General features: G+C 69.1%; 9 protein-coding genes and 2 pseudogenes. 6 read left to right on the forward strand and 5 right to left on the reverse strand.

Annotated features, from left to right (window positions below; all coding sequences use genetic code 11):
- Window positions 1-14: 14 nt before the first annotated feature.
- A complete protein-coding gene (gene metG / locus ACIRVK_RS16660; RefSeq protein ID WP_404247502.1) occupies window positions 15-1,724 on the forward strand; it encodes a methionine--tRNA ligase in 1,710 nt (569 codons plus the stop codon).
- 33 nt (window positions 1,725-1,757) lie between these two features.
- Here metG and ACIRVK_RS16665 read toward each other — a convergent pair whose 3' ends face one another.
- A complete protein-coding gene (locus ACIRVK_RS16665; protein ID WP_404247504.1) occupies window positions 1,758-1,970 on the reverse strand; it encodes a DUF397 domain-containing protein in 213 nt (70 codons plus the stop codon).
- Window positions 1,967-2,125, reverse strand: a pseudogene (locus ACIRVK_RS16670) (transcriptional regulator); the annotation flags it as partial. The pseudogene ACIRVK_RS16670 and the gene ACIRVK_RS16665, both read right to left, overlap by 4 nt.
- Between ACIRVK_RS16670 and ACIRVK_RS16675 the strand changes: the two are divergent.
- Both ACIRVK_RS16675 and ACIRVK_RS16680 read left to right on the forward strand, forming a co-directional pair.
- A pseudogene (locus tag ACIRVK_RS16675) lies at window positions 2,116-2,608 on the forward strand (hypothetical protein); the annotation flags it as partial. The pseudogenes ACIRVK_RS16670 and ACIRVK_RS16675 sit on opposite strands and share 10 nt — an antisense overlap.
- A 299-nt stretch (window positions 2,609-2,907) precedes the next feature.
- Window positions 2,908-3,384: a hypothetical protein gene (locus ACIRVK_RS16680; RefSeq protein WP_404247506.1), complete on the forward strand. Its 477-nt coding sequence runs from the start codon at window positions 2,908-2,910 to the stop codon at window positions 3,382-3,384.
- Window positions 3,385-3,459: 75 nt separating this feature from the next.
- Here the strand turns inward: ACIRVK_RS16680 and aspS are convergent, their stop codons facing one another.
- The gene (gene aspS, locus ACIRVK_RS16685) at window positions 3,460-5,223 is read right to left on the reverse strand and encodes an aspartate--tRNA ligase (RefSeq protein ID WP_404247508.1); all 1,764 of its coding nucleotides are present in this window, start codon (window positions 5,221-5,223) and stop codon (window positions 3,460-3,462) included.
- 169 nt (window positions 5,224-5,392) lie between these two features.
- On the opposite strand from aspS, the gene ACIRVK_RS16690 reads away from it, so the two are divergent.
- Window positions 5,393-7,507, forward strand: a complete 2,115-nt coding sequence (locus tag ACIRVK_RS16690) for a SpoIIE family protein phosphatase (protein ID WP_404247510.1) — start codon at window positions 5,393-5,395, stop codon at window positions 7,505-7,507.
- A gap of 24 nt (window positions 7,508-7,531) precedes the next feature.
- Here ACIRVK_RS16690 and ACIRVK_RS16695 read toward each other — a convergent pair whose 3' ends face one another.
- The gene (locus ACIRVK_RS16695; protein WP_404247512.1) at window positions 7,532-8,506 is read right to left on the reverse strand and encodes a pirin family protein; all 975 of its coding nucleotides are present in this window, start codon (window positions 8,504-8,506) and stop codon (window positions 7,532-7,534) included.
- A 110-nt stretch (window positions 8,507-8,616) separates the two neighbouring features.
- Window positions 8,617-9,084: an SseB family protein gene (locus ACIRVK_RS16700; protein WP_404247514.1), complete on the reverse strand. Its 468-nt coding sequence runs from the start codon at window positions 9,082-9,084 to the stop codon at window positions 8,617-8,619.
- 163 nt (window positions 9,085-9,247) lie between these two features.
- Between ACIRVK_RS16700 and ACIRVK_RS16705 the strand changes: the two genes are divergently transcribed.
- Complete coding sequence (locus tag ACIRVK_RS16705; RefSeq protein ID WP_404247516.1) at window positions 9,248-11,074, forward strand: acyl-CoA dehydrogenase; 1,827 nt, start codon at window positions 9,248-9,250, stop codon at window positions 11,072-11,074.
- 142 nt (window positions 11,075-11,216) lie between these two features.
- Complete coding sequence (locus tag ACIRVK_RS16710; RefSeq protein WP_404247518.1) at window positions 11,217-12,509, forward strand: M18 family aminopeptidase; 1,293 nt, start codon at window positions 11,217-11,219, stop codon at window positions 12,507-12,509.
- Window positions 12,510-12,578 lie beyond the last annotated feature (69 nt).

Genomic DNA, 12,578 nt, shown 5'->3' on the forward strand with positions numbered 1-12,578 from the left:
GGGAGCAGCCCCCGATGGCTCGACACCTCATCACCAGCGCCCTTCCGTACATCAACGGAATCAAGCACCTGGGCAACATGGTGGGGTCCATGCTCCCGGCGGACGTGTACTCCCGCTACCTCCGGCAGCGCGGCCACGACGTCCTGTACATCTGTGCGACGGACGAGCACGGCACCCCGGCGGAGCTGGCCGCGAAGGAGCAGGGCCTCCCGGTCGACGAGTTCTGCGCCCAGGCGCACGACGCCCAGAAGGCGGTCTACGACGGCTTCGCACTGGCCTTCGACTACTTCGGCCGCAGCTCGAGCCCCCAGAACGTCGAGATCACCCAGCACTTCGCCCGCCGCCTCAACGAGAACGGCTTCATCGAGGAGCGGGCGATCCGCCAGGTGTACAGCCCCACCGACGGCCGCTTCCTCCCGGACCGCTACGTCGAGGGCACCTGCCCCCACTGCGGCTACGACAAGGCCCGCGGCGACCAGTGCGAGAACTGCACCCGCGTCCTGGACCCGACCGACCTGATCAACCCCCGCAGCGCCATCTCGGGCTCCACGGACCTCGAGGTCCGCGAGACCAAGCACCTCTTCCTGCTCCAGTCGAAGCTCCAGCACGAGGTCGAGGAGTGGGTCTCGCGTCACGAGGCGCACTGGCCGCAGCTGGCCTCCTCCATCGCCCGTAAGTGGCTGAACGAGGGTCTGCACGACCGCGCGATCACCCGTGACCTGGACTGGGGCGTCCCGGTCCCGGCCGACACCTGGCCGGAGCTGGCGGCGGAGGGCAAGGTCTTCTACGTCTGGTTCGACGCCCCGATCGAGTACATCGGCGCGACGAAGGAGTGGTCGGACCAGGACCCGTCGACCCGTGACTGGAAGTCGTGGTGGTACGACGTCGACACCGACGTCCGCTACACGGAGTTCATGGCCAAGGACAACGTCCCCTTCCACACCGTGATGTTCCCGGCCACCGAACTCGGCGTCCGCGAGCCGTGGAAGAAGGTCGACTACGTCAAGGCCTTCAACTGGCTGACGTACTACGGCGGGAAGTTCTCCACCTCGCAGAAGCGGGGCGTCTTCACCGACCAGGCCCTCGACATCCTCCCGGCGGACTACTGGCGCTACTTCCTGATCGCCAACGCCCCCGAGTCGGACGACTCGTCCTTCACCTGGGAGCACTTCACGGCGACCGTCAACAAGGACCTCGCCGACACCCTCGGGAACTTCGTCAACCGTGTGCTGTCCTTCTCGAAGAAGCGCTTCGGCGACGAGGTCCCGGCGGGCGGCGAGCCCGGCGAGGCGGAGACCAAGCTCGGCGAGCAGATCGCCGAACTCCTCGCCGAGTACGAGTCCCAGCTCGAGTCCCTCCAGTTCCGCAAGGCGACGGCGGCCCTGCGCGCCCTGTGGTCGGCCGGCAACTCCTACCTGGAGGAGAAGGCCCCCTGGCTGGAGATCAAGACCGACAAGGACGGCGCGGCCCTGACGCTGCGCACGGCGATGAACCTGATCCACCTCTACGCGGTGGTCTCGGAGCCCCTCATCCCGACCACGTCCGCCGCCATGCGCCAGGCCTTCACCCTCCCCGACGACACGGCGACCTGGGTCACCCCGTCCGAGGCGAAGTCCCTCACCACGGTCCCGCCCGGCACCCCCTTCACGGTCCCCCCGGTCCTCTTCGCCAAGCTCACGGACGAGGACCTGGAAACGTACAAGGAACGCTTCGGCGGCGAGTGAGTAGGACCGCGTACGGCACGTGCAGGTGAGAGGTCAGTTCCCCGACGCGTAGGCCACGAAGTCCGCCCAGACTTCCGGCGCCAGCGCGAGGCGCGGGCTGACCTCGCGGTACCTGGAGTCGCGGACGTGGATGGTGCTGGGGGTGGTGGCGACCTCGACACAGGACTCACCGTCGGTGCCACCGCTGTAGCTGCTCTTGAACCACGCCAGTTCGGAGGCGTCCTTTGGTGAGGCCTTGCGGATCATGTTTCTTCCAGCAGTTGCTCGATGAAGGCCAGCGACTCCCGCGACGAGAGCGCCTGCGCCCGGATGGTGCCATACCGCAGTTCAAGAACGCGCAGGTGCTTCGGATCGGTGATCGGCCGCCCGTTGAACGCACCGTCAGAGCGACCTGCGGCCGCTCGTCGCGGGACCGCACAACATGCCGGTGCTCACCGACCCGGCCGAGGTCCGCAAGGATCTCGCCCTCGCCACGCTGTCAGCGATCACTCACGCCACACATCCGGACGCCGGGGCCATACTCAAGTCAATGACGACCGTACTGCGGGACACACCGCAGAGCGTCGCCGAGCCGATCATCGAACTCATCTCACAAGGCGTGGGCAAGCACCCAGTCGCACAACTGTGGAGGAAACTGGTGGCCGTGGACCTCTCCTTCTACAAGTCATACATCTCCGAGGAAATCCGGGACGAGGGCCGAGCCCAGGGCGAGGCGCGCCGCGCCGCCGAGGACGTCCTGGACATCCTGGAAGTGCGCGGTCTCGACGTCCCCGAAAGCGGTCAGGGAACGCATCACCGGCTGTGGTGACCCCGAAATCCTGCGCCACTGGCTGCGGCGGGCCGTCACAGCCCCGACGGCAGAAGACGTCTTCACGGACGAGTAGCCCCAGACCGTTGCAGAGAGGCCGACCCGGTAGGCGGGCCGGCCTCCCGAGCTTGGTGGGACCTTTTGTCGAGCATTTCCGCTGGCTCCTGGCACCCGGTAACAACGTCATGCGTCTTGCGTAAGAGGAGTCGGCCGTCTCTCACCACCGGCATCGACCTCGGGGCCCGGGGAGCCCGAGAGGCAAACGCCCGTCCGCTTGTGGAGATCGGCCCCGTCCCGTGAATCTTCGGCGAGGCCAATGGTCTCGTCATCGGGGACTGGGGGATATTGCCACGCCGCATACGTATGGTTTGCGCCATGGCAGTCCCTGAGGTCATACCGATCTCCTACGAACCGCACGGCCGGGCCGAGGCCATCGGCCGGTACGCGGACGGCCAGTTCCTGGGAACGGTCACGTACGCCTTTCCGCGCGGGTACCGTCCGGACGACGGCTGGGAAAACGAGAAGCGCCTCTTCGCGGTGCTCCACACCTTCGACGCCGAGGGCCGGCACCGCGACTCGGAGATCTGGTGTGCCGGCACCTGGGCGGAGCAGTTGCGCGCCCCGGACGGTGAGGCGTCGATCCTGCAGCGCGCCCGCGTCCATCTGGCGAAACTCCTGCGCAGCCTGCCCCGCCGCTCCTACACGGACATCGCGATCCGGCCCTTCCAACTCACCGTCGACGGCGTACTGTTCGGGCTGGTGACCGGCCAGGACGAGGAGGGCGGGTGGGCCGAGCTGTACCCGGACCGCCTGTTCTTCAGCCCGCCCTGGGACGGGTCGTACGACGTCTGAGATGGCGCACGCAGAAGGGCTCGAAACCGGCGCCGGTTTCGAGCCCTTCGGATGTGCTGCGGGTCTGCTGGGGGGTTACTTCGGCTGCGGCTTGCGCACCGACAGGTGCAGTTCCCTCAGCCGCGCCTCCTCCAGCTCCGTCGGCGCGCCCATCATCAGGTCCTGGGCGTTGCCGTTGAGCGGGAAGGAGATCGTCTCGCGGATGTTGGGCTCGTCGGCCAGCAGCATGACGATGCGGTCGACGCCGGGGGCGATGCCACCGTGCGGCGGGGCGCCGAAGCGGAAGGCGCGCAGCATGCCCGCGAACTTCTCCTCGACGGTCTCCCGGTCGTAGCCGGCGATCTCGAAGGCCTTGAGCATGATGTCCGGCTCGTGGTTGCGGATCGCGCCGGAGGACAGCTCGACGCCGTTGCACACGATGTCGTACTGCCAGCCCAGGATGTCCAGCGGGTCCTGGGTCTCCAGGGCCTCCAGGCCGCCCTGCGGCATGGAGAAGGGGTTGTGCGAGAAGTCGATCGCGCCGGTGTCCTCGTCCTTCTCGTACATCGGGAAGTCGACGATCCAGCAGAAGCGGAAGACGTTCTCCTCGAAGTGCCCGGCGCGCTTGGCGGCCTCGACGCGGACCGCGCCCATGATCTTGGAGACCTCGTCGAACTCGCCGGCGCCGAAGAACACGGCGTGCCCGGCGGCCAGCGAGAGCCGCTTGGTCAGCTCCGCGACGTTCTCCTCGGTGAGGAACTTCGCGATCGGGCCGGTGAGGGAGCCGTCCTCGGCGACCCGCACCCAGGCCAGGCCCTTGGCGCCCAGCGAGACGGCGAAGTCGCCGAGCTGGTCGAAGAACTTGCGCGGCTGGTCCTGGACGGCCGGGACGGGCAGCGCCCGCACGTGCTTGCCGGCGAACGCCTTGAACTCCGAGGCCTCGAAGACGTCGGTGATGTCGACGAGCTCCAGCTGGGCCCGCAGGTCCGGCTTGTCGGAGCCGTACTTGAGCATCGCCTCGCGGAACGGGATCCGTGGGAAGGGGGAGGTGACGTGGCGGCCGCCGCCGAACTCCTCGAACAGCTCGGTCATCAGCTGCTCGATCGGCTGGAAGACGTCCTCCTGCTCGACGAAGCTCATCTCGACGTCGAGCTGGTAGAACTCGCCCGGCGAACGGTCGGCGCGGGCGTCCTCGTCGCGGAAGCAGGGCGCGATCTGGAAGTAGCGGTCGAAGCCGGAGATCATCAGCAGCTGCTTGAACTGCTGCGGCGCCTGTGGCAGGGCGTAGAACTTGCCCGGGTTCAGGCGGGAGGGCACGACGAAGTCGCGGGCGCCCTCGGGGGAGGTCGCCGACAGGATCGGCGTCGCCATCTCGTTGAAGCCGAGCGCCGTCATCTTGTGCCGGATCGCCGAGATGACCGCCGTGCGCAGCATGATGTTCTTGTGCATGCGCTCGCGGCGCAGGTCCAGGAAGCGGTACTCCAGGCGCCGCTCCTCGTTCACCCCGTCCTCGGTGTTGATGGTGAAGGGGAGCGGGGCGGCGGCGCCGAGCAGCTCGACCTCGCGGACCTCGACCTCGACCTCGCCGGTCGGCAGGTCCGGGTTCACGTTCTCGGTTCCACGTGAAACAACCGTGCCGTCTACACGGACCGTGGATTCCTTCGTGACCTTGTCGAGGGCCTCGTAGGCCGGGGTGCCCGGGCGGGCGACGAGCTGCGTGATGCCGTAGTGGTCGCGCAGATCGATGAAGAGGATGCCGCCCAGGTCGCGCCGATTGTGCAGCCAGCCGCTCAGCCGGACGTCGGTGCCGACGTCAGAGGCGCGGAGCTCGCCGCAGGTGTGGGACCTGTACCGATGCATGGTCGGGTGTTCCTCTTCGTTGGTGGTGTGCCGAGGTGCTCTCCTCGACGGGAACGGGCCATGGTGCCCGGACCTCCCCAGGGTACCGGCCGACCCAAGATCGGTTCCCCCGCATTGATCCGGGGCGCTTCGGTGGCATCCGCCGATCTCCTTTCCATAAAGTGGGTCAATGCGCACTGGCGAGCCGCTGCCGCCCGTGGGGGAGGTCCTCGCCACCCTCGCGACCGGTCTGTGGCACTGGGACACCGCCACCGAGCTGGTCACGGTCGACTCCGAGGCGGCACGGCTGCTCGGTCTGCCCGCCCTCCAGACCACCCTCACGGAGGCACAGGCCAGGGCCCGGCTGCACCCGGTCGACTGGAACGAGATCATCAGCGTCGTCGGCCTCGCCGTCGCCGAGCGCACCCTCGCCGAGGTCCGCATCCGGATCATGGACGAGCACGGCCGGGTGATCCGCGTCGTCCGCTCCCGCTCGAAGCCGTCGTACGACAAGGACAGACAGGCCTTCCAGCTGATCGGCACCCTCCAGGAGGTCACCGAACCGACGCCCGGCACGCCCGCCGGGCGCAGCGCCGTCATGGGCGACTGGCGGCGCTCCCGGGAGGCCTTCCTGCTGGACGCGGGCCGGGCGCTGGCCGAGGCGCGCTCGACGGAGGAGGTGCTGCGGGTCGCGGCGGGCCTGTCCATGCCGGGGTTCTCACCGGACGGGCTCGCGGTGTTCGGTGTCGAGGGCGACCGGCTGACCATCGTCGGCCTGCACGGCTACCAGCCCGGAGACGGCGACCCGTTCTCCCCCATGCCCCTGGACACGGACTACCCGGCCGCCGAGGTCATACGGACCGGCCGTGCCGTCTACCTCTCCACTCCCACGGACTACAAGACCCGCTACCCGGTGATGTGGCAGCTGGTGGAGAGCTTCGGCCGCCAGTCCTGGGCCTTCCTCCCCCTCACGGTGGCCGGCCGCACCATGGGCGCCTGGATGGCCTCTTTCGCCTACCCGGTCGCCTTCACCCCCGACGAGCGCTCGGTCCTGACCACCGTCGCCCGGATGCTCGCCCAGGCCCTCTCCCGGGCCGGCGCAGCCGAGACCGAGCGCGCCCTGACCGACGGCCTCCAGCGCTCCATGCTGCCCACGCTGGGCCCCCAGATACCGGGCATGAGCGTCGCCGCCCGCTACGTCCCCACCGGCGGCGGACTCCAGGTCGGCGGCGACTGGTACGACATGATCCCGCTGCCCGGCGGCGGCCGGATCGCCTTCGTCATCGGCGACGTGCAGGGGCACGACGTCCGCGCGGCCGGCCTGATGGGCCAGCTCCGGATCGCCCTGCGCGCCTACGCCTCCGAGGGCCACCGCCCCGACGCCGTCCTCTCCCGCGCCTCCCGCTTCCTGCACGGCATGGCGGACGGCGACCCGGAGTCTCCCGACCTGCGCTTCGCGACCTGCCTGTACGTCGAGGCGGATCCGGCGACCGGCATCCTCGACATCGCGCGGGCCGGCCATCCCGACCCGGCGATCCGGATGGCGGACGGCACGGTCCTCACGCGCCCCACGGCCGGCGGCCTTCCGCTCGGCATCGACCCGGACGCCGACTACCCCACCACCCGCATCACCCTGGAACCCGGCGAGACCATGCTGGTGTGCACCGACGGGCTGATCGAGACCGGCGGCCACGACCTGGAGAGCGGCTGGCAGCGTATCCGCGCGATCCTCGAGGACCACAAGGGCGACCTGGAGGAACTCGCCGACGCGCTGGTCCAGGGTGTCCACGGTCCCTCCTCGCACCACACCACCGGCCCGCTGGCCGACCGGCGCGAGGACGACATAGCGGTGATGCTGCTGTGCCGCCCGGGGGAGGGCCCCGGCCGCGACGACCCGCTCACCGCGCCGCCCATGGTCCGCCGCACGATGCTCTCCGTCGCGCAGGCCGAACCCGAGCGCGTCGGGGTGGCCCGGCAGCACCTGCGCGAACTCCTGCACGACTGGTCATCGCAGGACCAGGTCGACTCGGCGGTCCTGCTCCTGTCCGAGATGCTGACGAACGTCCTGGTCCACACGGACGCGGACGCCCTGATGCAGGCCGAGGTACGCGGCACCCCGGGCAACCGCCGCATGCACGTCGAGGTCACCGACACCAGCGACGACCTCCCCCACAAACGCCGCCCCGGCGAACTGGCCTCTTCGGGCCGCGGCCTGGTCCTCATCGAACTCCTCGCCCAGTCCTGGGGGGTGGACCCCCGGGGGGAGGGCAAGAGCATCTGGTTCGAGCTGTACGAGGACGGGTAGACCAGTTCGCACGAAACGACAGGCCTACTGCGGGCCGCTCTCGGACATTCCGTGGACCGCCGGGATGGTGCCGAGGCGGCCCTTCTGGAAGTCGTCGAACGCCTGCTGGAGTTCCTCACGGGTGTTCATGACGAACGGGCCGTAGTGGGCCATCGGCTCGCGGATCGGCCGGCCGCCGAGCAGGACGACCTCCAGGTCCGGCGTGTGGCTGTCCTGCTTCTCGTCCGCGCGGACCGTCAGGGACGACCCCGCGCCGAACACCGCGGTCTGGCCCAGGTGGACCGGGCGCCGCTCGGCACCGACGCTGCCCTTGCCCGCCAGCACGTACGCCAGGCCGTTGAAGTCCTCACGCCAGGGCAGCGTGATCTCCGCGCCCGGCGCGAGCGTCGCGTGGATCATCGTGATCGGGGTGTGGGTGATGCCGGGGCCCGCGTGGCCGTCCAGTTCACCGGCGATCACCCGAAGGAGCGAACCGCCGTCGGGGGAGGTCAGCAGCTGGACGCTGCCGCCGCGGATGTCCTGGTAGCGCGGCGCCATCATCTTGTCCTTGGCCGGCAGGTTCACCCACAGCTGCAGGCCGTGGAAGAGACCGCCCGACATGACGAGGTGCTCCGGCGGCGCCTCGATGTGCAGCAGACCGGAGCCGGCCGTCATCCACTGGGTGTCGCCGTTGGTGATGGTGCCGCCACCGCCCTGCGAGTCCTGGTGGTCGAAGATGCCGTCGATGATGTAGGTGACGGTCTCGAAGCCGCGGTGCGGATGCCAGGGGGTGCCCTTGGGCTCTCCGGGCGCGTAGTCCACCTCACCCATCTGGTCCATCATGATGAACGGGTCGAGGTGGCGGTAGTTGATCCCGGCGAACGCCCGGCGCACCGGGAAGCCCTCGCCCTCGAAACCGCTCGGCGCGGTCGTGACGGCGAGTACGGGACGGGCCACGGCGTCGGCCGGGGCGGCCACGCGCGGCAGCGTCAGCGGGTTCTCGACGGTCACTGCAGGCATGTCGGTACCTCCTTGTGCGGCCAGTTTAGTTGAGCGTTGAACTTTCTGCCACCCCACAACACAGAGAGCCCGGAGGGCATTCCCTCCGGGCTCCCGGGTGCGGGGGCGGTTCAGCCGTACATTCTTCGCATCGCGAAGTCGACCATCTGTTCGACGGCCTTGGCGTCGAAGACCATCCGGTGCTCGCCCTCCATGTCGAGGACGAAGCCGTACCCGGTGGGCAGCAGGTCGATGACCTCGGCGCCCGTGATCACGAAGTACTTCGACTCCTTGCCCGCGTACCGGCGCAGCTCCTTGAGCGAGGTGAACATCGGGATCACCGGCTGCTGGGTGTTGTGCAGGGCGAGGAACCCGGGGTTGTCGCCTCGCGGGCAGTAGACCTTGGAGGTGGCGAAGACCTGCTGGAAGTCCTCGGCCGACATCTGCCCGGTGGTGAAGGCGCGCACCGCGTCCGCGAGGGACGGCGGGGACGGCTCGGGGTACAGCGGCGGCTGCTGGCCGTACCCGCCCGGCATTCCCTGCTGCGGCGGGACGCCGTACTGCTGCTGGGCGCCAACGTTCTGGTCGTAGCCGTACATGCGACAAAGAGTACTGACCCCGCACGAGGGCTCGGTCACAGATGACCGGATCGGGGTTGCTTCTTATTACCGGCGGGTAGCATCATCGGAGTCACTTGTTGGTACGTGAACTAGCGCGAGGGTCCACCGTTGCCTCGCCGATCTCTCTTACGGAGCCGTCGCCATGGGGCACTACAAGTCGAATCTCCGCGACATCGAGTTCAACCTCTTCGAGGTACTCGGCCGCGACAAGCTGTACGGCACCGGCCCGTTCGAGGAGATGGACGTCGAGACCGCGAAGAGCATCCTCGAGGAGCTGACCCGCCTCTCGGAGAACGAGCTGGCCGAGTCCTTCGAGGACGCCGACCGCAACCCGCCGGTCTTCGACCCGGAGACGAACACCGCGCCGGTCCCGGCGTCCTTCAAGAAGAGCTACCAGGCCTTCATGGACTCCGAGTACTGGCGCCTGGGCCTGCCCGAGGAGATCGGCGGCACCACCTCGCCCCGCTCCCTGATCTGGGCGTACGCGGAGCTGATCCTCGGCGCCAACCCGGCCGTGTGGATGTACTCCTCCGGCCCGGCCTTCGCGGGCATCCTCTTCGACGAGGGCAACGAGACGCAGAAGCACATAGCGAAGATCGCCGTCGAGAAGCAGTGGGGCTCCACCATGGTCCTCACCGAGCCGGACGCCGGCTCGGACGTGGGCGCCGGCCGCACCAAGGCCGTGCAGCAGGAGGACGGCTCCTGGCACATCGAGGGCGTCAAGCGCTTCATCACCTCGGGTGAGCACGACATGTCGGAGAACATCCTCCACTACGTGCTCGCGCGTCCCGAGGGCGCCGGCCCCGGCACCAAGGGCCTGTCCCTCTTCCTCGTCCCGAAGTACCTCTTCGACTTCGAGACCGGCGAGCTGGGCGAGCGCAACGGCGTCTACGCCACGAACGTCGAGCACAAGATGGGCCTGAAGGCGTCCAACACCTGCGAGATGACCTTCGGCGACCAGCACCCGGCGAAGGGCTGGCTGATCGGCGACCGGCACGACGGCATCCGCCAGATGTTCCGCATCATCGAGTTCGCCCGCATGATGGTCGGCACGAAGGCGATCTCCACGCTGTCCACCGGCTACCTGAACGCGCTGGAGTACGCCAAGGAGCGCGTCCAGGGCCCGGACCTCGCCAACTTCATGGACAAGACGGCGCCCAAGGTCACCATCACCCACCACCCGGACGTGCGCCGCTCGCTGATGACGCAGAAGGCGTACGCCGAGGGCATGCGCGCCCTGGTGATGTACACCGCCGCCGTCCAGGACGAGATCCAGGTCAAGGAGGCGGCCGGCGAGGACGCGAAGGCCGAGCACGCCCTCAACGACCTGCTCCTGCCGATCGTGAAGGGCTACGGCTCCGAGAAGGCCTACGAGCAGCTCGCGCAGTCGCTGCAGACCTTCGGCGGCTCCGGCTTCCTGCAGGAGTACCCGATCGAGCAGTACATCCGGGACGCCAAGATCGACACCCTCTACGAGGGCACCACCGCGATCCAGGGCCAGGACTTCTTCTTCCGGAAGATCGTCCGCAACCAGGGCGTGGCGCTCAACTCCCTCGCCGAGGACATCAAGAAGTTCCTGGCGCTCGGCACGGGCGGCGAGGAGCTGGCCGGCGCCCGCGAGCACCTGGCGAAGGCGGCCGTGGAGCTGGAGGCGATCGTCGGCCTGATGCTGACCGACCTCGCGGCCACCGAGCAGGACGTCAAGAACATCTACAAGGTGGGCCTGAACACCACGCGTCTGCTGCTCGCCTCCGGTGACGTGGTCGTCGGATACCTGCTGCTCAAGGGTGCCGCCGTCGCCGCCGAGAAGCTGGAGACCGCCTCCGCCAAGGACCGGGCGTTCTACGCCGGCAAGATCGCGGCCGCGAAGTTCTTCGCCGCCAACGTCCTGCCGGGCGTCACCGGCGCGCGCAAGCTCGCCGAGGGCGTCGACCTGGACCTGATGGAGCTCGACGAGGCCGCGTTCTAGGACGGCCTGATCCGGGCCGCGGTGCGACCGGTTCCGGGTTCCGGCGCCCCCGGTTCTGGGTAGCCAAAATTCCACATCGCCCTCACGAGGGCCCGCTCCCTGTACGCGGAGTGGGCCCTCGTACGTCGTTAAGGTGAACCCCATGAGCGAACCCCCCCGCTTCGACCGCGGCCACACCGACGACCTCATGTCCTTCCTGACGGCGAGCCCGTCGCCGTACCACGCGGTGGCGAGCGCCGCCGAGCGGCTGGAGAAGGCAGGGTTCCGGCAGGTCGCGGAGACGGACGCCTGGGACGGGACGCACGGCGGCAAGTACGTGCTGCGCGGCGGCGCGATCGTGGCCTGGTACGTCCCCGAGGGCGCGGCGCCCCACACGCCGTTCCGCATCGTCGGCGCGCACACCGACTCCCCGAACCTGCGGGTCAAGCCGCTGCCGGACACCGGGGCGCACGGCTGGCGGCAGGTGGCCGTGGAGATCTACGGCGGGCCGCTGCTGAACTCCTGGCTCGACCGTGACCTGGGGCTGGCCGGTCGGCTCACCCTGCGGGACGGCTCGACGCGGCTGGTGAACGTGGACCGGCCGCTGCTGCGGGTGCCGCAACTCGCCATCCACCTGGACCGTTCGGTGTCCGCGGAGGGCCTCAAGCTGGACAAGCAGCGCCACATGCTGCCGATCTGGGGTCTGGGCAACGACGTGCGCGACGGCGATCTGATCGCCTTCCTGGAGGAGAGCGCGGGGCTCCCGGCCGGCGAGGTGACCGGCTGGGACCTGATGACCCACTCCGTGGAGCCGCCGGCCTACCTGGGCCGGGACAAGGAGCTGCTCGCCGGACCCCGTATGGACAACCTGCTGTCCGTGCACGCGGGCGTGGCCGCGCTGACGGCGGTCTCCGGCGGCGGCCCCGCCTCCATCCCGGTCCTCGCCGCGTTCGACCACGAGGAGAACGGCTCGCAGTCGGACACGGGTGCGGACGGGCCGCTGCTCGGGAGCGTGCTGGAGCGGTCGGTGTTCGCGCGGGGCGGGTCCTTCGAGGACCGGGCGAGAGCCTTCGCGGGCACGGTCTGTCTGTCCTCCGACACGGGGCACGCGGTGCACCCCAACTACGCCGAACGGCACGACCCGACGCACCACCCGCGGGTCAACGGCGGCCCGATCCTCAAGGTCAACGTCAACAACCGCTACGCCACGGACGGTTCGGGCCGCGCGGTCTTCGCCGCCGCCTGCGAGAGAGCGAACGTCCCCTTCCAGTCGTTCGTCTCCAACAACTCCATGCCCTGCGGCACGACCATCGGCCCGATCACCGCGGCCCGGCACGGCATCAAGACCGTCGACATCGGCGTCGCGCTCCTCTCGATGCACAGCGCCCGGGAACTGTGCGGCGCGGACGACCCGTATCTGCTGGCGAACTCGCTGGTGGCGTTTCTGGAGGGGTAGTCAACCGGGTCGTCGCGCATGGGTGATGTGCGTCCGGGTACACGGGTTCTACCGCAACGACCGGACAGG

It is taken from the genome of Streptomyces sp. NPDC101152 (assembly GCF_044768275.1).
GTDB lineage: Bacteria > Actinomycetota > Actinomycetes > Streptomycetales > Streptomycetaceae > Streptomyces.